The organism is Arthrobacter sp. 92 (genome assembly GCF_050260325.1).
In the GTDB taxonomy this organism is placed as follows: Bacteria; Actinomycetota; Actinomycetes; order Actinomycetales; family Micrococcaceae; genus Arthrobacter.
The window spans coordinates 652,286-677,635 of record NZ_CP189863.1 but is presented as its reverse complement, the minus strand read 5'-3'; the positions used below and the strand labels follow the sequence as shown (position 1 = coordinate 677,635).

Here is a 25,350-nt window from a genome sequence, read left to right as displayed (position 1 = left end):
ACCGGCGGAGGTCCCCCATGGCAGAGTCAGACCAAGTACGTTCATCGGCGTCGGTGTACCGCAGCGGCCAGGAGATCGAGTGCTGGCTGACGGACATGGACGGTGTGCTGGTCCACGAAAACCAGCCCATCCCCGGCGCCGCGGAACTGATCCAGCGCTGGGTTGACACCTCCCGGCGCTTCCTCGTGCTGACCAACAACTCCATCTTCACCCCCCGCGACCTGGCGGCCCGGCTGCGGTCCTCCGGCCTGGAGATTCCGGAAGAGAACATCTGGACGTCCGCACTGGCCACAGCCCAGTTCCTCAAGGACCAGGTGCGCGGCTCGGAGTCGGGCAACCGCGCCTACACCATCGGAGAAGCAGGATTGACGACGGCGCTGCATGAGGCCGGCTTCATCCTCACCGACCAGAACCCGGACTTCGTGGTGCTGGGCGAGACCCGCACCTACTCGTTTGAAGCCATCACCATGGCCATCCGCTTGATCCTCTCCGGCGCGCGCTTCATTGCCACCAACCCGGACGCCACCGGCCCGTCGAAGGAGGGCCCCATGCCCGCCACCGGCGCCATCGCCGCCCTGATCACCAAGGCGACCGGCCGCGAGCCGTACATCGTGGGCAAGCCGAACCCCATGATGTTCCGTTCGGCCATGAACCAGATCGACGCGCACTCCGAAACCACCGCCATGATCGGGGACCGGATGGACACCGACATTATCGCCGGCATGGAGGCAGGCCTTCATACGGTGCTGGTGCTCAGCGGCATCACCCACCGGGACGACATCGCCGCCTACCCCTTCCGCCCGAACCAGGTCCTGAACTCGGTGGCGGACCTCAAGAACCAGATCTAACCCCTGCCGGGGCAGCGGCGCCGGCGCGGAAGCTGCGGCCCCGGAACGTCAGTTGGCGGTCACCTTGGAGCCGCCGGAGGGCAGCGGGAGGAACTGGTTTTGCAGTTCCTCCACAATGGGCCGGTACACGAAAGGGTTCCATTGCGGGCTGGCGTGCGCCGGCAGGGCGTCGTCGGTGCGCAGGTCCGTGGACACGACGTTTTCAGGGAATGTCTGCGCCCACGACGCGCGGGCAGACTGGTAATTCACTGTTCCATCGCGCGGGTTCCCGATGAAGGCCATCTTTGTTCCGCCGAGCTTGCCGGCGAACCTGGTGGCGTCGAAGTGGTAGATGTACGCGGATTCGGACTGGATCAGCACGCTTGAAGGTGCAATGGGGGACAGTTGCTCCATGCTTTGGTCCAGGACCTGGCGCCAGGTGCGCTCATCCTTGTGCAGCAGGCGCTCCCCCAACTCGTAGCCGCCACGCATCACGGTGGGGACGCGGAATCCGCCCTCATAAAGGACCACCACGCCTTCGAACCAGCTCTGGTCCAGCACGTCGAACTTGCTGTGGGGGCTTGAGTCCAAGAGGATGAAGGCCACTTCCACGCCGTGTAGTTCGCGCAGCCGGGCAGCGACCTGCGTGGCCAGCATGCCGCCGAAGCTGTGACCGTAGAAGAACAGGGTGGTGAGCTGGTGCGCCCGGACATGCTCAATCACGGCAATGACGATCTGGTCGACGTCCAGTCCCTCGTTGGAGTAACCCACCGCGGCCAGCTGCCCCCGCTGGCGCAGTGAGCCGCGCAGGGAGTTGAGGATCCACTGCGCCTCCTCCCAGCTGGTTTTATAGCCGGGGAAGAGGATCCAGCTGGAGTACGGGTAATACCTCTCCGCCACGTCATCGCCGACCATCAGGATCTTGTTCGTCCGCCGCTCCGCCTGCACATAGCGGGTGAAGATCATGTCCACGGCCAGGAGGGATGCCGCGCCGGCACCTACGAGGAAATTTCGCCGGGAAAACGCCTTGAGTTCGGCAGCGTACTTGAGGAGGCGGCCCTCGGCTGACCCAGGACCACCCTCAGAGCGTGGCTCCTCAACATGCGGCACACTACTACCGTAGCCACTTGTGAAGCAGTAAATGAAACCGGATCGGCCCGCTAGCCGAAGGGCCCGCCGGTGACGGCGGGGGCACTTTCCACCAGCGCTTCGACGGGTAACGCGGCGGTGGTCTTCGTCTTGGTTTCCAGGCTTTGCCGGCGCGAAATTTCCCTGCCGATCGCATCGTATTGCGCCAGCAGTTCAGTGCCGGAAAACGCCACAGGCTCATCGAGCAGGCCAAAGACGCAGTCGCTGGCGGCCAGCAGCTCGTCATCCGAGTACTTGGACAGCGGCCGGAAGCCCGTTTCGTCGATGGAGGCCGCAAATTCACCGGTGATCTCAATTGATTTGGACGCCGCGGCTGCCTCACCGGGCAGAGTGTCACGCCGTGCCATGAACTCCAGCGAGACTCCGGATCCCGTGGAGGTACCGGCATCGGTGCCTCCACCGTCGATTGCGTTGAGGTCGTTGCGGAGGCCTACCAGGGCCAGCGATTCAACCAGCGCGGCGCGGGAAAAATCCACCCGGATGTGGGACGTGATGCCCATTCGCCGGATACGGCGGATCACATGCACAAGGGCGGGGCGGGAATTCTGGTTGAGGCTCCCCCGGATATCGATCCGAACCACATCGGCGGTGACATCGAGTCTGACGAGGGCATGCAACTTGTGGTCCATAGGTACTCCAAATAAGGGTGTCTATGGCCGACGGCTCAACCGCGAAAAGCCTATCCTCCACCGCTCGTGAGTACAACCCGCTGGCTTTGCCGCCAGCGGGAACGGCTCACCCTGCCTGGCTCCGGCCCGGGCTCTTGGCCGGTTCCTCGAAGTGGGTCCGGGTGCCGGCTCCGCCCACGGAGTCCACCAAGGACCTGGCGATATCCCGCAGTTTGACGTTGCTGTTACTGGAGGCGTCGGTGAGGATCCGGATGGCGGCTTCCTGGCTGCAGCGGTTCTGCGCCATGACAATTCCCACGGCGATGTCAATGACTGTCCGGGACTCCAAAGTCGCGCGGAGGTTGGTGGCGCTGTCCGCGTGCAGGGAGAACCTGACGGCAAGACGGAGGGCCTGCGAAACCTCGCGCGTGTACCCCCGGGCGCGGTCGGTGGCCTTCTCGTCGAACTTGTTCGGTGCATCGGAGTACAGGTTGAGGGCCGCCTTCGCGTCGCCCTGAAGGTTGAACGGCAGCGAAAGCACGGACCGCAGTCCGTGCGAGGCAACAGCGTTGGCATAATCCGGGCCCCACCGGTTCTCTTGGAACAAGTCAGGAACGTGGACTTCCCGTTCTTCCTCGGCGGCCGTCAGGCAGGGCCCCTGGGAGAGCGAGTACTGGATCTCGTCCACTTCCCGGGCCGAATCACTGCTCCAGCCGATCGTGGCGGCCTTCCGGTCGCGCAACAGGGTGATGCCGCAGAGGGCGTCGTCGCCGTCGCCGGCCATCTGGTGGGCGGAAAACCGCGCCAGTTCGTTGAGGAAGTCCTCGAAGTCGGCACTTTCCAGGATCAGGTTCTGGATTTGCTCAACGGTTGTCAGAGTGGGTTCGGACGGGAGCATGGCGCTTTTCTCCAAGGGCGGATACTGAAGGGGGTATGGGGAAATGATAAGTCACTCCCCATACCCCGTCCACATATGTCCGCAGATGTCCGGCGGCGTCCAAGCGTCCTCCGGATGGAGAAGCGCCTAGCTAAGGCCGAGTTCGTCCTTGCCGAAGGCGAAGAGGTACGGAACACCGGCCTCGGCCTCGATCTTTTCCTTGGCGCCCGTATCGCGGTCCACGATCACCGCGACGGCAACCACATTGCCACCGGCCTTGCGGACACCTTCGACGGCGGTCAGCGCCGAGCCGCCAGTGGTGGAGGTGTCCTCCAGGACCAGCACCTTGCGGCCTTCAACCGGGGGGCCTTCGACCTGGCGGCCCATGCCGTAGGACTTTTGCGCCTTGCGCACCACAAATGCGTCCACCGGCCGGCCGGCATCGACGGCGGCGTGCATCACGGCGGTGCCGACGGGGTCGGCCCCCATGGTGAGGCCGCCGGCGCACTCGAAGTCGATCCCGGCGTCGTCAAGCAGTGACAGCATGACCTGGCCCACCAGTCTGGAGGCCTCGTGGTGCAGGGTGATGCGGCGCAGGTCGATATAGTAATCGGCCTCGGCGCCGCTGGAAAGAATCACCTTGCCGCGGACCACGGCGAGTTCCTTGATCAGGTCCAGCAGGCGGGCACGGGCAGCAGCAGCGTCAACTGCGGAGTCAGTGGTGGAAGTCATGGTTGCCAGTTTAGTGGGTCCTTCATTTGTGACGGTGCCCGCGGCAGGGTCCATGGGACTTTCTACTCTATGCACCATCACCGGCGAGGAGTCCGATTGAACCATGACGGCCGGAACCGAACCATCCACCCGCTGGCCGGCCATCCTCAAGGACGTCAGCAGCTTTCGTGTCCGGCCGAACCTGGTGGACTATGACGCAAGCTGCGCTGACTTCTCCTGGGAGGACGCCCGCCGGTCGCTGTCCGGATTGCCCGACGGCCGGGGCATCAATATTGCCTACGAGGCCGTGGACCGCCACGCCGCAGGACCCCTCGCGGGCCACGAGGCCTTGCGGTTTGTCAGGGCCGATGGCATCACCCGGTCGTTGAGCTACGCCCAGTTGGCCGAGCAGACCAGCCGCTTCGCGGGGGTGCTTCGCAAACTGGGACTCGAACGCGGCGAGCGCGTTTTCTCCCTCACCGGCCGCAGCCCCGAACTGTACGTCGCCGTGCTGGGAACCCTTAAGAATGCCAACGTGTTCTGCCCGCTGTTTTCCGCCTTTGGTCCGGAGCCCGTCCGTCAGCGGCTGCATCTGGGATCCGGGAGGGTCCTGGTGACCACCCGTGCCCTCTACCGGAGGAAGGTGGCGCAAATCCGGGATTCCCTTCCGGAGCTGGAGCACGTCCTGCTCATTGACGCAGAGGGCCGGCCAGAGCCCGGAACACTGGACCTGGCAGAACTGATGGAGGATGCCAGGCCCGCGGAAATCGTCCCAACGCACCGGGAGGAGATGGCGCTGCTGCATTTCACCTCTGGCACCACGGGGACCCCGAAGGGCGCCATCCATGTCCACGACGCCGTCACCGCGCACTACGCCACGGGCTTCTTCGCCCTGGACCTGCACCCCGACGACGTCTATTGGTGCACCGCGGATCCCGGCTGGGTCACCGGCACGTCCTACGGTGTGATCGCGCCGCTCACGCACGGCGTCACCACCATCGTGGACGAGGAGGAAATGGATGCCGACCGGTGGTACCGCATCCTCGCCGAGCAGCACGTCACCGTCTGGTACACCGCGCCCACGGCGCTGCGGATGCTGATGAAGGCCGGTGCCGGGCACGCGGAGGGCCATGACCTTTCCGCGTTGCGTTTTGTGGCCAGCGTCGGCGAACCACTGAACCCCGAGGTAGTGGTGTGGGGCCAGGAGGCCTTTGGCCAGCCGGTGCACGACAACTGGTGGCAGACCGAAACAGGCGGCATCATGATCTCCAACTATGCCGCCACCGAAATCAGGCCAGGCTCGATGGGACGGCCGCTTCCCGGCGTCGAGGCCGCTTTGGTGGTCCGCGACGAGAACGACCAAGCCGTTATCCGCGACGGCGAGGCGGTGCTGGTCACCGAGCCGGATTCGGTGGGTGAACTGGCGCTCCGGCCCGGCTGGCCCTCCATGTTCCGCGGCTACCTGCACGAAGACGAACGTTACCGCCGCTGTTTTGCCGGCGGCTGGTACCTCACCGGAGACCTCGCGAAGAAAGACGCCGACGGGTACTTCTGGTTCGTCGGCAGGGGCGATGACGTGATCAAGTCCTCCGGGCATCTGATCGGCCCGTTCGAGGTGGAGAGCTCGCTGATGGAGCATGAAGCGGTGGCGGAGGCAGGGGTGATTGGCGTGCCGGACCCGGTGGCGGGCGAGGTGGTCAAAGCCTTTGTGGAACTGCGCACCGGGTGGGAGCCTTCCGAGGCGCTGAAGTTGGACATCATCGGCTTCGCCCGTAAGCGGCTGGGAGCGGCGGTGGCGCCCCGGCTGGTGGACTTCACCGGGTCCCTCCCCAAGACCCGAAGCGGCAAAATCCTCCGCCGACTCCTCAAGGCACGCGAGCTGGGCCTGCCCGAAGGCGACACGTCAACCGTGGAGACCACCCCCGAGGTGCCGAAATGAGCGTGCCGAAGGATCATCCGCTGCCCCGCGACCCGGCACGCCCCCATGTGGACCCTGAGCACGCCCGCCATTTGTTGCATCAGATGCTTCGAGTGCGCCGGCTCGAGGAAGAATGCGTGGAGCTGTACAGCGCCGCCAAGATCCGCGGCTTCCTGCACGTCTATATCGGCGAGGAAGCCGTGGCAGCCGGGGTCATGAACACGTTGGGGCCGGAGGACGCCGTGGTGGCCACCTACCGCGAACACGGCCACGCACTGTTGCGGGGAGTGTCCGCCGGAGCCATCCTCGCCGAAATGTACGGCTATGTGCAGGGTTGCTGCCGTGGCCGGGGCGGCTCCATGCACTTGTTCGATGCGGCCACACGCTTTTACGGCGGGAACGCGATTGTGGCCGGAGGCCTTCCCCTGGCGGTGGGCCTGGCCCTCGCCGACAAAATGGCCGGACGGCGCCGGGTGACGGTGTGCTTCTTCGGCGAGGGTGCGGTGGCCGAGGGCGCCTTCCACGAAAGCCTGAACCTCGCCGCGCTGTGGCAACTGCCTGTGCTGTTCTGCTGTGAAAATAACCTCTATGCGATGGGGACCGCTTTGGTCCGCTCCGAATCGCAGACGGACATCGCACTGAAAGCCGCCGGCTATGAGATGGCCGCGTGGTCGGTGGATGGCATGGATGTGCTGGCCGTCGAAGAGACGGCGCGCCGCGCCGTCGATGCGGTCCGTGCCGGCGGCGGGCCCCATTTCATCGAACTGCGGACCTACCGTTTCAGGGCGCACTCCATGTTCGATCCGGAGCGCTACCGGGACAAGGCCGAGGTTGCCCAATGGGTTGAGCGGGACCCCATCAAGACGCTGCGGACCGCTCTGGAAGCGGCCGGGCAGCTCAGCGAGGAACAGTGGCGGGCGATCGGGCAGGACGTGGACGCCGAGGTGAAGGCGGGCGTGGAATTCGCGGAGGGCGGCACGCTGGAGCCTGTTGAGGAACTGACCCGGTTCGTCTACAGCGAGAGGAGCCCGCAATGAAGTCCACGTATCGTGAGGCCATGCGGGCCGCCATCCGGGACGCGCTCCAACGCGACGACCGTGTGTTTCTGATGGGTGAGGATGTGGGCGCCTACGGCGGCTGTTTCGCGGTGAGCCTGGGCCTGTTCGAGGAATTCGGCCCGGAACGGATCCGCGACACGCCCCTGTCCGAGTCCGGTTTTGTGGGTGCGGGCATCGGGGCGGCGCTCGGCGGGATGCGTCCCATCGTGGAGATCATGACGGTCAATTTCAGCCTCCTGGCGCTGGATCAGCTGGTGAACAACGCCGCTACCCTGCTGCACATGTCCGGTGGCCAGTTCAACGTTCCCATTGTCATCCGGATGACCACCGGCGCCGGCCGCCAGCTGGGGGCCCAGCACTCCCACAGCCTGGAGGGATGGTACGCACACATTCCCGGCCTGCGCATCCTTGCTCCGGCCACCCTCGCCGATGCCCGCGGAATGCTGTGGACGGCGCTGGAGGACCCGGACCCCGTGCTGATCTTCGAACACGGCACCCTGTACAACGTGGCCGGGGAGCTCGACGACGCCGCCGGCCCGGTGGACATTGACTCCGCGGCCATCCGGCGCCCGGGCACCGATGTCTCGCTTATCACCTACGGGGGAACGTTGCCCGCCGTGCTCGACGCCGCCGAACAGTTGGCGGCTGAGGGTATCAGCGCCGAGGTGCTGGACCTGCGCGTGCTGCGGCCGCTCGATGACGCCGCGATCCTCGGGACCGTGGCGAAAACACACCGCGCCGTCGTGGTTGACGAGGGGTGGCGCTCGGGCAGTCTCTCCGCGGAGTTGAGCGCCCGGATTACCGAAAACGCCTTCTTCGACCTTGATGCTCCCGTGTCCCGCATCTGCAGCGCGGAAGCGCCGCTGCCTTACGCCAAGCATCTGGAACTGGCCGCGTTGCCCTCCGTGGAGCGAATCGTGGCCGCCGCCAGGGAGGTGGCGGGGGCACGTGGGTGACTTCCGGATGCCCTCGCTCGGCGCTGACATGGAGCACGGCAAGATGGTGGAGTGGCTGGTCAAGCCGGGCGATTATGTGCACCGGGGGGATGTGGTTGCCGTTGTTGATACCGATAAGACCGTTATGGACGTGGAGTCTTTCGAAGAGGGAGTGGTGGCCGAACTGCTCGTGGACGTTGGCACCACCGTTCCCATTGGCACGCCGCTCGCCAGGATCACCCGGACCCCCGATGACGGCACCGGGCAGGGCGCCCCACGGGCCCCGGGCCCCCAGGCCGCCAGGGCAGCAGAGCCCGCCAGAGCTGCGGCGGGTGCCCAAGCTCCGCAGGCTGAACCCGTGGAGGTTACCGAAGTTGCGGGGGTTGCGGCAAAGGTTCCGGGGGTTGTTCCTCCGCCGGTCCGGCACCTTGCCCACCAGCTGGGAGTGGACACCGCGGGAATCCGGGGCACGGGAAAGCATGGCGCCATCACCCGAGCGGATGTGGAGCATGCCGCCGCCCGGCTGCCGGCGCCGGAACCGGCGGCGGCTGTTTCCGCGGCGCCGGGCACCGCACCACCGCTCGCCGTCGCGATGCCGGTCCCGGCCCGGGTCCGTTCCTCCCCGCGTGCCCGGCGGCTGGCGGAAGAACTCGGCGTCGACCTCGCCACGGTGGCAGGAACGGGGCCGGGCGCCGCGGTGACGGAGGCTGATGTCAGGCTTGCGCGAACCCGGGAGAAGGCCCCGGCTCCCCTGGCCCCACGGGAAACGGCACCGCGGGAACGGGCACCCGCCGAAGAGGCGCCAGCGGAAGCAGCGGAAGAGGAAAAAGCTCCCCTGTCAGCGGCCCAACAGCGCATCTCATCCCTCCGCCGCGCCATCGGCGCGCTGATGTCCAGGTCCAAAAAGTCCATTCCGCACTATTACCTGAGCACCACCCTGGACCTGCGCGCGGCTCTGGCGTGGATGCAGCTGGTCAACCAGCAACGGCCGGTGGCCTCCCGCCTGGTTCCTTCCGCCCTGCTGCTGAAGGCGACCGCCTTGGCGGCGCGTGATGTCCCGGAAGTCAACGGGTTCTTCAGCGACGGCGAATTCCGGCCCAGCAGCTCCGTGCACCTCGGCGTGGCCGTGGCGCTGCGGCAGGGGGGCCTGGTGGCCCCGGCCATTCACGACGCCGACACCTTGCCGGTGGACGTGCTGATGCAGCGGCTTCGGGACCTCGTCAGCCGGGCACGGGCCGGCCGGCTCCAGCGGGCTGAAATGGCCGATCCGACCATCACGGTCACGAACCTGGGCGATCTCGGCGTGGAGAGCGTCTATGGCGTCATTTATCCGCCGCAGGTCGCCATGGTCGGCCTGGGCCGGGTGTTCGAGCAGCCGTGGGCGTTGAACGGAATGCTGGCCGTGCGCCCCGCCGTCATCGCCACCTTATCCGCGGATCACCGCGTCAGTGACGGGCTGCGGGGCGGACGCTTCCTGACCCGTATCGAGGAGCTGCTGCAAACACCGGAGGAACTATGAATGAGCAGGAAGCGCGCGAGGCCGTGCATGCAGCGATCGGCAAGGTGGCCCCGGATGTTGACCTCGACGGGCTCGATGAGGGCTTGAGGCTGCGGCAGGACCTGGAATTGGATTCGCTGGACTTCCTGCGGCTGGTGGAGACCATCGATGAGGCCACCGGTGTGGACATCCCCGAGAGCGATTACCCCGCGGTATCCACGGTGAAGGCCCTTATCTCCTACCTGGCCGCCCGCGGCTGACTCCGCCGCGCGAAAGCAGGGGCATGCTCAGGCCTCGGCCCGAAGGCGATGAGCCGCGGCATGACCCGTTTGACCACTGGCACGTGCCGGGCAAGGAAGAGCACTATCGGAGGCGCCCCTGTCCGCTTCCCGGTGAAGAGGGGCATGAACACCGCCCGGTGCATGATCCGCTGCGCGCCCTGGACCACCAGGGTGGGCATCCGGCGTCGCCGTTCCACCGCTGCCAGATCCTTCACCGTCACGTGGCCGCGCAGGAGGGCCGGGGCAAGCCTGGCTGCCGCCGCCACGGCGTCCTGGATGGCCAGGTTGATGCCAACGCCGCCCGCTGGCGACATGGCATGCGCGGCATCGCCGATGCACAACAGCCCGTCCACATACCAGCGCCGGAGCCTGTCGAGGCGGACATCGAGCCAATGCAGCTGGTCCAGCGACTGAATCACGTCCACCCGGTCAGCCAGGTCCGGACGCAAGGCGGCCACGCGCTGGCGGAAACGCTCCACCCCTTCGCTGCGGATGCGGGCCGCAGCGCTTTTCGGCGCGAGATAGCCCATCTGGTAGTAGTCGTTCCGGAAGAGCGCCACCATCGCCTCGCCCTCGCGGAAGGCGGGCACAATGCCCGCGACCTCTCCTTTTTCGGAGGGGTAGCGCGGGAGCTTGAACCACCAGGTGTCGAACGGCACCGGATATTCCTTGGGCTTCAGCCCGGCCTCGCGGCGCAGCACCGAGTGCCGGCCGTCCGTGGCGATCACAACATCGGCCCGGAAGGCGCCCTCGGCTCCCGAGCGGGTGCGGTAGCGGACGCCGGTGACGCGGCCGCCGTCGAACACCAACGATGTGGCCTCATGCTCCATCAGCAGCGTGAAAGTGGGTTCCCGGGCCGCGGCCCGGGCCAGGAAGTTCAGGAAATCCCACTGCGGCATCATGGCGATGTAGTCATATGGCGGCCGAAGGGAGGAAAAATCGCCCAGCGTCACCAGGCCTGCGCCCGGAACCGGGAAGGCAACATTGCGGAGCCGGCTTTGGGGAAGCTGGCGGAACTCGTCCCCCAGGCCGAGTTCGTCAATGAGCCGGATGGTGGAGGCATGCACGGTGTCGCCGCGGAAGTCACGGAGGAAGTCGCCGTGCTTTTCCAGCACCGTGACCTCCACGCCGGCCCGCGCCAGCAACAGGCCAAGCATCATGCCGGCCGGACCTCCGCCCACCACCACACATCCGGTTCGCTCCATGACCCCACGCTACGCCGGGGCCGAATCCGCCGCACGGGGTTTTGGTCCCGAGTTTGGCCTGCGGAAGCCACAGGGACACGCAAATGGTCATGGGACGCGGGAATGTCCTGGCGACCCGGCTATTCCCGCGTCCCCCGGCTATTCCCGTGTCGCCCGGCCATTTGAGCGTCGCCCGGCTATTTGAGCGTCGCCCGGCCGGCCGCGGGGCTAGAGGCGGGTGTCAAAGGAATCGCAGAACACGTTCTCGTTGAACGTGCCCTGGAATTCCGATTTGCCCTGGATCTTCTCGATGGTTGCCCGGATCGCTTCCCGGGTGCCCGCGTGGGCATGAATGGCCGTCTTGACCATGGGCACGTCAATCAGGTGGTTGGGTTGGTTGAGCGAGACGAACACGGTGGGGACCTCGGTGACGTACCAGGGGATCTCCGCGGCCATCGGTGAGGACCATTTGATCCGGATGGCCGCCTCCTGCGCGAAACCCAGTACGCAAGCGAACACGAACGCGGCATCGTACTTGTCCGCGTAATCGCCGGTGGCTTCCTCAGAGATGACCGACATGAAGTTCACGCCGGTCTCCCCCGCGGCTTCGCGCTGTTCCGCCGTCTTGAACAGGTGCACCTCGAAGCCTGCCCGTTCCAGCTCCTCCTTGACGGTGTCCAGGTAGGCCAGCGGGTCCGCCCCGGTGAAGTCAGAGCCGCCGGAGATGCCGTACAAGCGGATGCGTTTATGCGTTTCCGGAGTGATAGGCAGGTTATGGGCAGTGTCCTTGATCAGGGTGACGGTCTTGTCCGCAGTGTCCGCCGCGACGTTCCGGTGGGCGTCGCTGCCGATCACACCGAGGGCTTCCGCCGGCGGAACGAGCTCCGCGACCGGCCTCCGGTGCAGGCCCAGGCTTGCCTTGAGCGCCAGGATCCGGCGCAGCGCATCATGCAGGCGCTGCTCCGTGATAATGCCGGACTTGTAGCCGTCCATCATGTATCCGAAGTCCTCCGCGGGGTTGCGGAAGAAGAGGAACATGTCGCAGCCGGCAGCGATCGTGGCGGGAACCAGGTCCTTGCGCCTCATGGCCTGGGTCAGGCCGATCATCAGGGAGGCATCGGTGAGGATCAGCCCATTGAAGCCGAGCTCGCCGCGAAGCAGGTCCTGGAGCAGTTCCGGCGCCAGCGTGGCGGGAAGAATGTCATGGTCCGCCAGGCCCGGGCGGAAGTGCCGGGACAGCTCCGGGGCCCCGATATGCCCGATCATGATGGACTGCACGCCGTGGCCGATCATCTCCCGGTACACGTGCCCGTAGGTCATGTTCCAGTCCTCGTAGCCGAGCGTGTTGTAGGACGTCACCACGTGCTGGTCGCGTTCGTCCACGCCGTCGCCCGGGAAGTGCTTCATGGCACAGACCGTGGGCGACTCAGAGATGCCGTCAAAGTACTCCTTGGCCCGCTCCACCACAATTTCCGGGGTGTTTCCGAAGGAGCGGGTGGAGATGACCGTGTTCCGCCAGTTGTAGTGGATGTCCACAATCGGCGCGAATGCCCAGTTGCAGCCCAGCGCCGCGGTCTCCACCCCGGCCACCTGCCCCATCTTCCGGGCGATCGACTTGTCCGGGTGTGAGCCGGCCTGAAGGTGAGTCGAAACAAAGGTCCCGTCGTCACAGCTTCCGGCTCCGCCCATTTCCGGGTTGGAGGCAACCAACAGCGGGATTCGGGTCTTGGACTGGGCGTAGCGGATGTGTTCCTGCACGGCTGCGGAGGGACCGGGCCGGTAGCGCATCCCGCCCACGTGGTAGTTCTCCAGCACCCCGTCGAGATACTCCGGTGAGTAATCGTTGTTGTGGTTGATGAAGAGCTGTCCGATCTTCTCTTCGAGGCTCATTGCATCGATGGTGGAGTTCACCCACTGGACCGCCGCGGCGCCGAGGTTGAACGGCGCGGCCTGGAGGTCGACGTCGAACTGGCGCGCTTGGGTGCCCGCGGCACCGGCATGAGGCGCTTCCGGAGCCGTGAAACCGGCGGGGGCGCCGGCGGCATTCACGACGCCGGCCATCCCGGCCAGCGCCGCGGTCACCACCTGCTTGACCCTGGCGGCGATGTCCACCACAAGCCCGGCTTCGTCGGCTTCGAGCGGTTCGAGCGTTGCCAGCTGGGATTCGAGCAAAGCGGGCGGCATGAAGTGGCCGGTACGCCCTTCAGTCCTCGCCCTCAGCACCTCTTTGCTGCCGTGCAGGTGCAGGAAAACGGTGTCCGGCGCCTGGGCCCGGATGGCGTCGCGGTAGCTGCGCCTGAGCGCCGAGCAGGCCAGCACCAGGCCCCCACTCCCGGCGGCTGCGAGTTCGGAGCCCACCGTGGCCAGCCAGGGCCAGCGGTCCTCATCCGTCAGCGGCGTGCCGGCTGCCATCTTGGCGACGTTCTCCACGGGGTGGAGCGAATCGCCGTCGAGGAACGGAATGCCGAGTTCGCGGGCCACGAGGTCGCCGATGGTGGTCTTGCCGCAACCGGACACTCCCATCACAACGACGCGGCGCGCGGCGGGGGCGGGGGCGGGGGCGGGGGCGGGGGCGGGGGCGGGGGCGGGGGCGGGGGCGGGGGCGGATGGATTATGTGTCACCTGGGCTGCCTTACCAGTCATGGACGGTGCCGTCGACGAGCCGGTTGTAGGGCAGGTAGGCCTGCTGGTACGGGTACGCCGCGGCGGCTTCCTCGTTGAATTCAACCCCGATCCCGGGATTGTCCCCCGGGTGCAGGTAGCCGTCGGTGAACGTCATGGACTGCTCGAACACCGTGTTGGTGGCCTCCGAGTGCTGCATGTACTCCTGGATCCCGTAGTTATGGATCGCCAGGCCCACGTGCAGCTGCGCGGCGAAGCCCACCGGGGAAATGTCCGTGGGCCCGTGGAAACCGGACTTGATCTGGTACTGCGCGGCGAAATCCATCACCTTCTTCAACGGCGAAATCCCGCCGAAGTGCGTGGACGCGGCCCGGACGTAATCGATCAGCTGCTCCTTGATCAGGCTCTGGTAGTCGTACACGGTGTTGAAGACCTCCCCGATGGCCAGCGGGGTGGTGGTGTGCGCCCGGACCAGGCGCAGCGCCTCCTGGTTCTCCGCCGGAGTGCAGTCCTCCAGCCAGAACAGGTCATACGGCTCCAAGGCCTTGCCCAGCTTCGCGGCCTGGATCGGGGTCATCCGGTGATGCCCGTCATGCAGCAACGGCAGCTCCGGACCGAACTCGTTCCGCACCGCCTCAAACACGGTGGGCAAATGCCGCAGATACGCCCGGGTGTCCCAGTCCTCCTCCACCGGGAACGCGCCCCGGCCCGCGGGCTCGTAGTCATACCGCTCCCCCGAGGCCTGCGCCTGCGCCGCGACCCCGTACACCGCCCTGATCCCCGGAACCGCGGTCTGGATCCGGACCGACTTATACCCCAGCTCCAGGTGCTCCCGGACCGAATCGAACAGCGACGGAATATCCGCCCCCGAGGCATGCCCGTACGCGCGCAGCCCGTTCCGGGACGCACCCCCCAGAAGCTGGTACACCGGCATCCCGGCCACCTTGCCCTTGATGTCCCACAACGCCATATCCACCGCGGCGATCGCGGCCATCGTCACCGGACCCCGGCGCCAGTACGAGGACCGGTACAGGAACTGCCAGGTATCCTCGATCCGGTGCGGATCCTTCCCGATCAGCAACTGCGCAACATGCTCCTTCAGATACGCCGCCACCGCGAGCTCACGCCCGTTCAGGGTCGCATCCCCGATCCCGGTCACCCCATCCTCAGTAGTGATCCGAAGAGTCACAAAGTTACGCGACGGGCTTGTCACGAAAACTTCCGCGGCAATGATTTTCATGGGGTCAGTGTCCTTCCGGAATTGGCTGGCAAGAGTTATCCCGCTGCGGGCAGCGGATTGGTTTCGAAGGCACCACGGAGGGCGTGCACCATGGCCACAATCTCAGGGTCCTCGGCAAGCTCGGGGCTGACCAGGGCCAGCAGTGCGGCGGTGCGGCGGTCGGCGTCGAACGCCTGGGCCGATGCGATCCCGGTGGTGAGCGGGTCCTGGACCTCCGCGGCCGTATCAAGGTAGGCCGTCCAGGCCGCAAGCAGGCGGGCACTGCCTTCGCCGGACCTGCCCGCGGCCCGCTCCGCCCGCAGCACGGGCAGGGCGCGCATGCGCAGCTTGGTGGTTCCGTCCATGGCGATCTGGGTCAGATGGTGGGCGATCCGGCTGTTGCCGAACCTGTCCAGCAGCGCCCGGCGGTACTCCGGCACGTGGAGGCCTTCCCCATCCAGATGGGCGGACGCTTCGTCCCAGAAGGACTCCACGGCATCGAGGCACACCTGGTCCGCCAGCGCCTCGGCCACCGTGGAGTGTCCCCTGACCAGGCCCGCGTAGGCAAGCAGCGAATGGGCGCCGTTCAGGAGCCACAGTTTCCGGTTCTCGTAGGGTTCAATGTCTGCCACGAAGACGGCACCGGCGTCCTCCCAATGCGGCCGGCCCGCAGGAAAGTCCCCACACAGCACCCAGTCGCGGAAAGGTTCAGCCACCACCGGCGAACTGTCCCGGTATCCGCAGGACTCCAGCACTTCCGCCGTATCGGCCGGGGTTGTCCTCGGCGTGATCCGGTCCACGGACGTGCTGACAAAGCTCACATTGCGGCCAATCCACTCGGCAACGCCCGCGTCCCACGCCTCCGCCATCCCCAGGAGTGCCTGGCGGGCCACGGAACCGTTCTCGGCAAGATTGTCGCAGCTGACGACGGCGATGGCCCCCGAACCCGCACGCCGGCGTTCGGCGAGGGCGAAGACCAGCCGGCCCAGCGGCGTCGTCGGCGTTCCCTCGGCTGAGGACAGCACGGCGAGGTCCGCGGCAATGTCCCCGGCGGAGATGTCCAAGCGGCCGTCGGCCCCCAGACGGTAGGCCGCTTCGGTGATGGTGAGGGTGACCACCGAGGTCCGCGGCGCGGCAACCAGTTCCACAAGCCGTCCGACGTCGGCGCCGTCCACCGCTTCGACGATGCTGCCGATGACTTCGAAGGAGTCTCCATCGCTGGAGCGTTCGATCAGCGTGTACAGCCCGTCCTGGGCGGCGAGGACGGTGGCGGCATCGGGGCGGCGACCCGTGAACGCCGCAATCCCCCAGTCGACGGCATCGGAGGCGTGTTGGGTGTACCACGCCTGGTGTGAACGGTGGAATGCGCCCAGACCAAGGTGCACGATGCGCACCGGCGCCTTGGGAAGATTCAGCTGTGCCCGGTCGAGCGCCGGGACGTGGGCCGCAGTCACAGCTTGAAGACCCGTCGTGGCGAGGAATCAACGACGTCGACAATTACCTCGTGGGCGCGGTCTTCGCTGATGCGGTGCTCGGCCACAAGACGGGCCAGGAAGGCGGATTCGATCCGCCGCGAGGTGTCGTGGCGGGCGGGAATGGAACAGAAGGCCCGCGTGTCATCGATGAACCCTGAGGTCCGGGAGAACCCGGCCGTCTCGGTCACGGCCGCGCGGAACCGCAGCATTGCATCCGGTGCATCCAGGAACCACCATGGCGCCCCGATGTACACGGAGGGGTAGAAACCGGCGAGGGGCGCCAGTTCCCTTGAAAAGACGGTCTCGTCGAGGGTGAACAGGACCAGGTGGAAGTCTTTGGCTGTGCCAAAGTCCTGCAAGAGCGGCCGGATGGCCTCCGTGTAGTTCACTGCGACGGGGATGTCATGCCCGCTGTCCGCACCAAAGGCCTCGAACGTGGGAGCGTGGTGGTTGCGGAACGAACCCGGATGGATGGTCATGACCAGGCCGTCCTCCACGGACATTCTCGCCATCTGGTACAGCATGTGTGCTTCGAAGACGTCGCGGTCCTCTGCCGAGGCTGTTCCTGCCCGTGCCCGCTCGAAGAGCCGCGCAGCGTCCGCTTCGTCCAGCCTGACCGTGGCCGGCGTCCGGACGCCGTGGTCCGCGGAGACCGCCCCATGATCGAGAAAGTGATGCCGGCGCTCCTGGAGCGCCGCGATGTACCCCTTGTAGCCGGGCGTTCCGGACCGCGTCGAACCAAGCAAACGCTCCACATTGGACTGCCACTGTGGATGGCCGATGTTCAGGTAGGCGTCGGGGCGGAACGTGGGAACCACCCTGCTCGCGAAGGCGGGATCCGCGGCGAGCGCGGCGTGACTTTCGAGGCTGTCGAGGGGATCGTCCGTTGTTGCCAGGACCTCGATATTGAATTCCTTGAACAGCTCACGCGGACGGAACCCGGGCTCCGCCAACTTGGCCGAGACGGCGTCGAAGATCCGGTCAGCCGTGTCCTGGCCGGGTTCTTCCCGGACGCCGAATACGTGCTCGAACTCCTGGCGGATCCAATACCCGGACGCCGTTCCTTCGAACAACGGCCAGGCTGCGCAGAACTCCCGCCAAATCTGTCGCGAGTCCGCCGGTGAGCCGCCCATCCCGAGGCGGTCCAGGGACACCCCGGCCGCGTGCATGACACGCGTGACGTAGTGGTCCGGGGTTACCAGCAGCGCTGCGGGGTCGGGGAACGGAACGTTCTTCTCGATCACGGCCGCGTCCACATGGCCGTGCGGCGAAAGAATGGGCAGGGACTCGACCCGGGAGTACAGGGACCGGGCAATCTTCCGCACTCCCGGGTCCGCGGGAAAAAGCCGGTCCGGATGGGCTGCTATCGACTGTGACATGGCTCAAATCTTTCGCGAGAACGGCAACGGTGGTCTGTTGCCGGATGGGTGGATCAGCGGACTGCGGCGCCGGTGGCGAGGCCGGCGAGGGCGGCCGCGCGGTGCAGGTATGCCAGGTTGCCGGCAGTGCGGTCCTCGAGGGGAAGCGCAGTTGAGAAGTCCTCCACGGTGACCCAGCCGTCATAGCCGTAGGCGGCCAGTGCTTTGAAGTACGCCAGGACGCTGCCCTGCCCGGACTGCAGCGGGGCCCACTCGTTCACCCACACGGCGGCGCCGGATTCGTCGGTCTCATCCCGGCGCACCCATATGGCGTTCTTCACGTGGATGTGGGCCAGGTAGTCGCCCAGCAGTTCAAAGGCGGGCAGGTAGTCTTCATGCCCCTCAATGAGCAGGTTTCCAAGGTCGTGGATGACGCCCACGTGCTGAGGATCAAGGCCCTCCAGCAGGCGGCGGGCGGACGACGCCGAAGCCGTGATGGTGCGGTGATGCAGCTCCACCAGGGCCTTGACCCCGTGGTGCGCGGCCCGTTCGGCCACCCATGCGAAGTCCCGCCGGGCGTTCTCGAACAGGACCGGATAGGGCGTGCCGCTCGGTTCTTCCGCGCCCCACGCCGCGGTGCCCAACGGGGGGACGGTGACGCGCACCTGTCGTGCGCCGAGGGCGGCCGTGGCGGCAAGCATCCGCTCGACGTCGGCGTGGTTGTCGCAGCGGGCGTAGCCGCCGATCCCGGAGAATTCCAGACCGGCCGCACGCGTGATGCGCCCGATCCGTTCCACGTTCTCTTCCAGCCCGGTGAGCGGCACGTTGGCTTTGTTCCCGGCCCAGAAACCGGCTGGTGTGGCATCGGCCTGGTCCGTGACCCGCCACTCGATGCCGTCCCACCCTTGAGCGGACAGGGCCGTGACGGCCTCCTCAGGGGTCCAGTCCGGAGTGGATGCGGTGAAAACTGAAAACTTCATCGGTTCAGACGCTTTCTGTTGCTGTGTTGCCGGTCCGGACTTCGAGATCGTTGTACTTGCCCGCAAGCACGTCCTCGAACATCACCGGCTGGTTCAGGGTGGCCGAAACGTAGACGGCACGTACCGCGGCGAGGGCGTTGACGGCATCGCTGACGGTGACTCCCGGGGCCCGGCGCTGTGCGATCGCCTCCAGGATGTCCCGGTACTGGCGCACATGCCCGGCCGGGTAGGTGGTGGGGTCCTTGGCCTCGTAGTCCTCCGCCGGGTATTTGGCTAGTTCCTGCCCGGCCTGGTTTCCGCCGCCTTGCAGGCCCATGTTGGACCTTTCGCTGCTGGCGTCCGAGGCGTGGAAGTATTCCAGCCTGTCGTTATCGACGACGGCTGAGCCTTCCGATCCCATGACCTGCACGCGCACGGTCAGCCCCGGGTAGGCGGCGGTGGTGGCGTGAAGCACCGCGAGGCCTCCGTTTTCGAAAGTAACCGTGGCCACCGCCGTGTCCTCGACTTCGATGCGGTCGTGGGCGAGCCTGGCGGTGCGCGCGTTGATCTCCACGGGCCGGCCCATGAACCACAGCAACAGGTCCACGGTGTGCACCCCCTGGTTCATCAGGGCTCCGCCGCCGTCCATGGACCACGTGCCGCGCCAGTCACCGGAGTCGTAATAGTCCTGGCTGCGCCACCAGGCGACGGAGGCGATAGCCGAGGTAAGCCTGCCCAACCGGCCGGCGGCCAGGGCTTCGGACACGGCGAGGCTGGACTGGTCGAAGCGGTGCTGGCTGATGACGGAGGCCACAACGCCGTTGCGCGCGGCGGCCTGCGCGGCGGCCTCGATCTCCTGGGCACGCTTGAGATCCACATCGAGGGGTTTTTCAATGACCACGTGCTTGCCGGCCGCGAGGACCTCCAGGCCCTGCTCGATGTGCAGTCCGCTGGGAGTCGCCAGGGCAACCAGATCGATGTCCGCGCCGGCGAGCGCGGCACTGATGGTGGTGAATACCGCGGGTCGGGGCCGTCCGGTCTGCTCGATGTAGTCCGCGAGACTTTGGGCGGCGTCTGGAATGGCATCTACCAGGGCGACGATCCGCGTCTGGGGAAACTCCTGGAGTGCGGCCGCGTGGGTCCTCCCGATCACTCCGCAGCCGGTGATGGCAACGTTCAATATCTCATTCATGCTGTCTGGACTCCTGCTTCTGCGGTGACTTTTGCGAAGGCCCTGGCGGCAATGCCGAAGGCTGTGGGCCCGGAGAATCCGCCCAGCCCGTGGGCTCCGGCCAGATGCGGTTCCAGAGAGGCAAAACCCGTGTAACCGTCTGACTTGAGGGCTTCAACGGTCCTCAGCAGGTCGCCGTCGCCCTCTCCGGCCGGCGTTACGTGGCCATTGGAGAACAGGGCGTCCTTCACCTGGAGGTATTCGAGGTGCGGCCTGAGTTTCTGGTAGGCCTCGTCGAACGGTTTGACTCCCACCTGGACGAAGTTGGCCGCGTCCCAAGCCACCTTCAGGGCCGGGGAATTGACCGTTTCGATGATGTCCAGGACCCGGTCGGGAACGTCCCCAAAAATGTCCTTCTCGTTCTCGTGCAGCAGCACCACCCCGCCTTCCTCGGCCACGTCGGCCAAGGCGCGCATGCGTTCCATGACGTCGTCGCGGATGCTCTCCACCGGCACCGACTCGCCGTAGTAGAAGGAGAAGATGCGGATGTATCTCGCGCCGAGGACTTTGGCAGCGTTGACGGCGCGGCGCAGTCGCTCCACTTCGTGCTCAACAGGAAGGCCGACATCAACCTTTCCGATGGGCGAGGCGATGGCCGAAACCTGCATGTCCTTCTCTGCCAGCAACTCCTTCAGCTTGCCGAGTTGCTCATCGGAAAGATCCACGATGTTGGTTCCCCAGGCGCTACGTACCTCGATATGGTTAGCCCCGAGTGCCTGCAGCACCGCAATCTGGACTGCGGGATCGTCGTCGATCTCGTCCCCGAAACCAGAGAGCAGCCAGGGGGTCTGAGTGTCCGAAACCATGGTTATTTAACTCCTCCGGCGGTCAGCCCGCCCACTAGATAGCGTTGGAAAATCAAGTACAGGACCACCACGGGGGCGGCGCACACGAGTGCGGCAGCCATCATCTGGCCGTAGTAGGGAATCGCGCCGCCTTCCTGGGAAGCACCGAAGATTTGCAGGGCCACTGCGGCCGTCTGGCTTTCCGGGCGGGTCATGACCGAGGCAAAGAGCACATCGTTCCAGCCGAGGAGGAAAGCAAAGATGCCTGACACCACGATCCCGGGCCAGCTCAGCGGCAGGACGATCCTGAAAAGGACGCCGAGGTTGCTGGCTCCGTCAATGCGGGCCGCTTCTTCCAGTTCCCGGGGCAAGCCGCGCAGATACGTGACCATCACCCAGGTGGAGAATGGCATCGCGAACGTCAGATAGGTGATGAAGAGCCCCCATTGCGTTCCGATGACCTGGATCCCGAGGTAGCTGGCGGCCGACGAGAAGAGCACAAACACCGGGAGCACCATCAGGGTTCCGGGTACGGACTGAAGTGCCAGCAGGCCCCTCAGGATGGTCAGCCTCCCGCGGAAGGTGTACCGGACCAGGACGAAGGCCGTTGAGATGGACAGCGCAGCTGAGACCACGGCCGTGCTTCCGGCAACGAGGACGCTGTTGGCCAGGCCGGTGGCCAGCCCCACGCTGGTCCAGATTTTCGAATAGTTCTCGAACGTGACGCTGGAGGGCCAGAATTCCCCGTTGGCGACTCCGATGTCCGAGTTGACCGAGGCCAGGAAGATGTACAGCACCGGGGTGAGCACCAGGACGCAGAGGAACACCAGGATGACGGCAAGGAGCGGGCGCGGCAGCAGCCGGGTTACTTCATGCTGCCGGGCGGAACCGGGCCGCACTACCTCCTGCGCTGCGGAGCGGCGTGCGGTTTGGGCGGAGGCGCTCATTTCTTTCCTCCCGGGGTCTCGGCGTCGTCGAGTTTGACGGCGCGAAGGTAGACGAACAACGGAATGGCAATCAGCACCAGCGAAATGAAGGCCATGGCTGCGCTGAGGCCGAAGCGGAAGCTCTGGAAACTCGTCACGTAGGTGAGAATGGGCAGGACTTCGACGTCGGACGGCGCAGGGACGCCGAACAAGACGAATGGAAGGGTGAAGTTATTGATGTGGTGGAGCATGCCGATGAGGAACGCGAGCGAGAGCGGACCCTTCAGGTACGGGAAGATCACATAACGGAGCTTGTTCCACCACAGCGCGCCATCAAGTGCGGACGCTTCGTGGACCTCGTGATCCACGGCCTGCAACCCCGAGAGAGCGAGCAGGTAGATGAACGGCCAGGAGGCCCAGATCTGTACCAGGACCAGGGTCCAGAAGGTTTGCGGGCCGTTGAGCCAAAGCCCCGTGTCGATCCCCACGGCGCCCAGCACCTTGTCCACAATGCCGTTCGGCTGGAACATGGTGCGCCATACAGTGGCCACCACGAATGCGGGAAGAACGTAGGGAATCAGGAAGATGGACCGGACAACGGCGCGGCCCTTGAAGGCGTTCTGGGTGGCGACCGCCGCAGCGATGCCCAGTGGCAGGGTTACCACCATGGCGATCAGGGAGTAACTGACGCTCAGCCAGACCGAGTGCAGCAGCGGCGACGTGCCCACGGCTTCAACGAAGTTTTCCACCCCGATAAACGGCGAGCTGATCCATTTGCGGAGGGTGTACTGGTCCAGGTTGAGCGTAGACATGTAGATGCCCAGCAGCAGTGGAACGACGATGATGATGATCATCAGCGCGCCGCCGGGAATGAGCATCCAGAGCGGGCGGTTTCGCTCGCTCAGGCCCTTGCGGCGTCCGCTGGGTGAGAGAGGTTCCCGGGGCTCTTCGGCAGGTGGCGGGCCGGCCTCCGCGGCGGCGGTCCGGGAGGCCCGGCTTGCGGCGGTCTCCGCCACAAGCCGGACTTCGTTGGAAGCGTCAGTAGACATTACTGGTTATCCTTTGGATGCGCGGTCCAGGGACGCCTGGCCCTTGGTCTGGGCATCCTTGATCCTTGTTTCGAGCGCGGACTCATCGATGCTGCCCTTGGACAGGTCCGGGATCGACTGGACGGTCACGTTGAGCAGGCCGAGTTGGATGTCGCCCCAGGCACCGGTGAAGGGGGTCGCCTTGGACTTGGCCGCGGCATCGGCAATGGGCTTGAGCTTCGCGTCGGTCAGGCTGGCCAGCGCCTCGGCATTGGCAGGCAGGTCACCGAACGTCTTCTGGTAGTTGAGCTGTTCGTCCTTGGACGTGATGAGCTTGATGTAGGCGAAAGCCAGGTCTTTCTGCTTCGAGTAGTCCGCCACCACAAGGTTGTCCCCGGAGAGGATGCTGGCCGCATTGGCTCCGTCGCCCTTCGGGCTGGTTTCGCCCGGAGCCGCCGTGGGCATCAGCGCGTACTGGTACTTGCCGGCCACTGCGGATTTATCCAGCGTCGGAATGGAGCTCGACGTCGTCATCATCAGGTAGCCGGCTTTGCCACTGGCGAAGGCGGCAACGGCGTTGCTGTTGCTCCAGCCCACGGAGGCGGGGTCCACCACCTTGTCCTTGGTGAGCCAGCCAAAGTAGGTCTCGTAAGCCTTCTTGACCGTGGGGTCATCCATCTTGAGGTTTTTGCCGTCCACCAGCGGGTTGCCGCCCTGCACTGACATGGCCCAGATGAACTTCCAGGGATCGTAATTGTCCTTGTAGCCGGTGGCGATGCCGAAGGTGCCGTCCTTGGTCATCTTCTTGGCCTGGGCTTCGAGTTCGTCCCATGTGGTGGCCGGCTTATCGATGCCGGCGGCCGTTAGCAGGTCCTTGTTGTAGGCCATCACGAACGGGCGGCTGACGAACGGGATGCCAGCCAAGTGGTCCTTGTCAGGGCCTGAAATGCCCAGGGCCGCCTGGTTGAAGCGGTCCTTGCCGCCCACTTTCTTCCAGTCATCCTCGGACAGGGTGACGAAGGCTTTGGTGGCGAAGGCAGTGGGGGTGAACGTGGTGCCGAGGCCGTAGACATCCGGCCCCTGCCCCGAGACCACCGAGGTCTGGATGCGCGTCAGCTCGTCGTTGGCGGAGGCGAAGGTTTCGAACTTCACGTCGGCACCGGTTTGAGCCTTGAACTTCGCGGCGATATCACTCTGCCACTGCTTCTGCTGCTCCGGGTACTGGCTGAGGACGCCGGTAAGGACGCTCAGGGTCTTGCCCTTCCCGTCGACTGCCCCACCGGAGCTGTCGGAGCTTCCGGACGCGGATCCGGAACCGCAACCGGTCAAGGCAAGTGCCGCGGCCGTAATGATCGCCGCAAGCCCGGTAGACGATGCAAACTTCATTGTTTCCTCCTCTAGACGCCCGAAAGGCCACTTCATGTGGCGCACCTCACTGCGGGCGATTCCCGCTCAGTCTAGGAAGTGGCAAACCTCATGGCAAGCGATTGCCAAAAATTGCCATATGTGCTGAACTTTCACTGTCGGCGACCGGTTATCGGCCGGGGCCGAACCGGGGACAGCCCTGGTTCCCGCTAAGAAAGGGCATCCATGCCTCCCGCAAATCCGCGGCCCGCGGATCCAACTCCGGCCCGGCAGTCCCGCGGCGCCGCGCAGTTGCGGCAACCGCCTGAGAAGGTCCCTACCATCCGGGACGTCGCCGAGGCGGCGGGCGTTGCCACGTCAACCGTCTCCCGGGCCCTGTCCAACCCCGACCGGGTGAACCCGAGGACACGGGAGCGCATCGAGGAGGTTGCCGCACAGCTGAACTACGTGCCCAGTTCCCAGGCGCGGGGCCTCAGCTCCGGCCGTACCAACGCTGTGGCCGTCCTGGTCCCCGATATCACCAACCCGTTCTATTTCGACATCATCCGCGGGACACAGAACCAGCTGAAGGCCGCCGGTTACACGCAGTTGCTCGTGGACACCGAAGAGTCGGCAGAGATGGAACTGGACGCTCTCCAGAAGATGCGCAAATCCGCCGACGGCTTCATTCTTGCCGCCTCCCGCCTGAGCGACGAACAGCTGGATAACGTCTCCGGCAGCCAACCCCTCGTCACCATCAACCGCGCCTCGGCCAACGCCCCCACCGTTGTCATCGATACGCCGTCAGCCATGATTCAGGCGCTGGAACATCTGGTTTCCCTTGGCCATCACAGCGTCTGCTACGTCAGCGGACCGCCGAAGTCGTGGTCGAATTCGATGCGATGGAAGATCTTTGAGGACGATTCCCGCCAGCGCGGCCTGGAGACCCACCGGATCGGACCGTTCGTCCCCAAGACCACTTCGGGCGCCGCAGCCGCAGATGCCGCGGTACGAACAGGCGCCACGGCGTGCATCGTGTTCAACGACCTCCTGGCCATCGGCATGCTTCAGCGTTTCAGGGAACGGGGCATCAGGGTGCCGGAGGACATCAGCATCGTGGGCTGCGACGACATCTTCGGCGCGGATTTCTGCCATCCCCCGCTGACCACGATTGCCAGCCCCATCGAGCAGGCCGGCCGCGTGGCGGTGTCCATGCTCCTTTCCCAGCTCAATCCGATCTACAGCGGATCGAGCCGGAAGCTGGCGGTCATGCCCACCCACCTCACAGTCCGCGGCTCCACCGGCCCGGCCCCCGACCGGAAATCCGGCTAGCACGCACAAGCGGCGGGCCTTATTC

Annotated in this window: 22 protein-coding genes; 7 read left to right on the top strand and 15 right to left on the bottom strand. The window is 65.7% G+C overall.

What is annotated here, in order from left to right:
- The first annotated feature begins 17 nt into the window (after positions 1-17).
- Positions 18-848: an HAD-IIA family hydrolase gene (locus tag ACP4XC_RS03165; protein ID WP_427173445.1), complete on the top strand. Its 831-nt coding sequence runs from the start codon at positions 18-20 to the stop codon at positions 846-848.
- Between the two features lie 48 nt (positions 849-896).
- On the opposite strand, the gene ACP4XC_RS03160 is transcribed toward ACP4XC_RS03165, so the two are convergent.
- The 4 genes from ACP4XC_RS03160 to pyrE all read right to left on the bottom strand — a co-directional run bounded on the left by ACP4XC_RS03160 (position 897) and on the right by pyrE (position 4,193).
- Entirely contained in the window at positions 897-1,937 is a 1,041-nt protein-coding gene (locus tag ACP4XC_RS03160) for a thioesterase domain-containing protein (RefSeq protein ID WP_427173444.1), read from the bottom strand.
- A gap of 50 nt (positions 1,938-1,987) precedes the next feature.
- On the bottom strand, positions 1,988-2,605 hold the full coding sequence (locus tag ACP4XC_RS03155) for a hypothetical protein (protein ID WP_427173443.1): 618 nt from the start codon (positions 2,603-2,605) through the stop codon (positions 1,988-1,990).
- 106 nt (positions 2,606-2,711) lie between these two features.
- Positions 2,712-3,482, bottom strand: a complete 771-nt coding sequence (locus ACP4XC_RS03150; protein ID WP_427173442.1) for a GAF and ANTAR domain-containing protein — start codon at positions 3,480-3,482, stop codon at positions 2,712-2,714.
- 126 nt (positions 3,483-3,608) lie between these two features.
- A complete protein-coding gene (pyrE, locus tag ACP4XC_RS03145; protein ID WP_427173441.1) occupies positions 3,609-4,193 on the bottom strand; it encodes an orotate phosphoribosyltransferase in 585 nt (194 codons plus the stop codon).
- Between the two features lie 103 nt (positions 4,194-4,296).
- On the opposite strand from pyrE, the gene acsA reads away from it, so the two are divergent.
- The 5 genes from acsA to ACP4XC_RS03120 are packed head-to-tail and all read left to right on the top strand — an operon-like array spanning position 4,297 to position 9,841.
- Positions 4,297-6,111: an acetate--CoA ligase gene (gene acsA / locus ACP4XC_RS03140; protein WP_427173440.1), complete on the top strand. Its 1,815-nt coding sequence runs from the start codon at positions 4,297-4,299 to the stop codon at positions 6,109-6,111.
- Positions 6,108-7,127 carry a pyruvate dehydrogenase (acetyl-transferring) E1 component subunit alpha gene (gene pdhA / locus ACP4XC_RS03135; RefSeq protein WP_427173439.1) on the top strand — a complete coding sequence of 340 codons (1,020 nt, stop codon included), beginning with the start codon at positions 6,108-6,110 and terminating at the stop codon, positions 7,125-7,127. The genes acsA and pdhA overlap by 4 nt, the downstream gene beginning before the upstream one ends.
- A complete protein-coding gene (locus ACP4XC_RS03130; RefSeq protein ID WP_427173438.1) occupies positions 7,124-8,104 on the top strand; it encodes an alpha-ketoacid dehydrogenase subunit beta in 981 nt (326 codons plus the stop codon). Before pdhA ends, ACP4XC_RS03130 begins: the two co-directional genes overlap by 4 nt.
- The gene (locus ACP4XC_RS03125; RefSeq protein ID WP_427173437.1) at positions 8,097-9,602 is read left to right on the top strand and encodes a 2-oxo acid dehydrogenase subunit E2; all 1,506 of its coding nucleotides are present in this window, start codon (positions 8,097-8,099) and stop codon (positions 9,600-9,602) included. The genes ACP4XC_RS03130 and ACP4XC_RS03125 overlap by 8 nt, the downstream gene beginning before the upstream one ends.
- Complete coding sequence (locus tag ACP4XC_RS03120; protein ID WP_427173436.1) at positions 9,599-9,841, top strand: acyl carrier protein; 243 nt, start codon at positions 9,599-9,601, stop codon at positions 9,839-9,841. Before ACP4XC_RS03125 ends, ACP4XC_RS03120 begins: the two co-directional genes overlap by 4 nt.
- Here the strand turns inward: ACP4XC_RS03120 and ACP4XC_RS03115 are convergent.
- The 11 genes from ACP4XC_RS03115 to ACP4XC_RS03065 form a co-directional block, all read right to left on the bottom strand.
- Positions 9,820-11,067, bottom strand: a complete 1,248-nt coding sequence (locus ACP4XC_RS03115) for an FAD-dependent oxidoreductase (protein ID WP_427173435.1) — start codon at positions 11,065-11,067, stop codon at positions 9,820-9,822. The two genes, ACP4XC_RS03120 and ACP4XC_RS03115, sit on opposite strands and share 22 nt — an antisense overlap.
- Positions 11,068-11,274: 207 nt before the next feature.
- Positions 11,275-13,569, bottom strand: coding sequence for a gluconokinase, GntK/IdnK-type (locus tag ACP4XC_RS03110; RefSeq protein WP_427174993.1), 2,295 nt, complete (start codon positions 13,567-13,569; stop codon positions 11,275-11,277).
- Between the two features lie 109 nt (positions 13,570-13,678).
- Positions 13,679-14,908 (bottom strand): D-mannonate dehydratase ManD, encoded by a 1,230-nt coding sequence (gene manD / locus ACP4XC_RS03105; RefSeq protein WP_427172492.1) that lies wholly within the window; start codon positions 14,906-14,908, stop codon positions 13,679-13,681.
- A 35-nt stretch (positions 14,909-14,943) separates the two neighbouring features.
- The gene (locus tag ACP4XC_RS03100) at positions 14,944-16,341 is read right to left on the bottom strand and encodes a mannitol dehydrogenase family protein (RefSeq protein ID WP_427173434.1); all 1,398 of its coding nucleotides are present in this window, start codon (positions 16,339-16,341) and stop codon (positions 14,944-14,946) included.
- Entirely contained in the window at positions 16,338-17,741 is a 1,404-nt protein-coding gene (gene uxaC, locus ACP4XC_RS03095) for a glucuronate isomerase (protein ID WP_427173433.1), read from the bottom strand. Before uxaC ends, ACP4XC_RS03100 begins: the two co-directional genes overlap by 4 nt.
- A gap of 53 nt (positions 17,742-17,794) precedes the next feature.
- Positions 17,795-18,700 carry a sugar phosphate isomerase/epimerase family protein gene (locus ACP4XC_RS03090; protein WP_427173432.1) on the bottom strand — a complete coding sequence of 302 codons (906 nt, stop codon included), beginning with the start codon at positions 18,698-18,700 and terminating at the stop codon, positions 17,795-17,797.
- 4 nt (positions 18,701-18,704) lie between these two features.
- On the bottom strand, positions 18,705-19,871 hold the full coding sequence (locus ACP4XC_RS03085) for a Gfo/Idh/MocA family protein (RefSeq protein WP_427173431.1): 1,167 nt from the start codon (positions 19,869-19,871) through the stop codon (positions 18,705-18,707).
- Entirely contained in the window at positions 19,868-20,716 is an 849-nt protein-coding gene (locus tag ACP4XC_RS03080; protein ID WP_427173430.1) for a sugar phosphate isomerase/epimerase family protein, read from the bottom strand. The genes ACP4XC_RS03085 and ACP4XC_RS03080 overlap by 4 nt, the downstream gene beginning before the upstream one ends.
- Positions 20,717-20,718: 2 nt before the next feature.
- On the bottom strand, positions 20,719-21,642 hold the full coding sequence (locus ACP4XC_RS03075) for a carbohydrate ABC transporter permease (protein ID WP_427173429.1): 924 nt from the start codon (positions 21,640-21,642) through the stop codon (positions 20,719-20,721).
- On the bottom strand, positions 21,639-22,670 hold the full coding sequence (locus ACP4XC_RS03070; RefSeq protein ID WP_427173428.1) for a carbohydrate ABC transporter permease: 1,032 nt from the start codon (positions 22,668-22,670) through the stop codon (positions 21,639-21,641). Before ACP4XC_RS03070 ends, ACP4XC_RS03075 begins: the two co-directional genes overlap by 4 nt.
- A 6-nt stretch (positions 22,671-22,676) precedes the next feature.
- A complete protein-coding gene (locus ACP4XC_RS03065) occupies positions 22,677-24,035 on the bottom strand; it encodes an ABC transporter substrate-binding protein (RefSeq protein WP_427173427.1) in 1,359 nt (452 codons plus the stop codon).
- 204 nt (positions 24,036-24,239) lie between these two features.
- Between ACP4XC_RS03065 and ACP4XC_RS03060 the strand changes: the two genes are divergently transcribed.
- Positions 24,240-25,325, top strand: coding sequence for a LacI family DNA-binding transcriptional regulator (locus ACP4XC_RS03060; RefSeq protein WP_427173426.1), 1,086 nt, complete (start codon positions 24,240-24,242; stop codon positions 25,323-25,325).
- Positions 25,326-25,350: the final 25 nt, after the last annotated feature.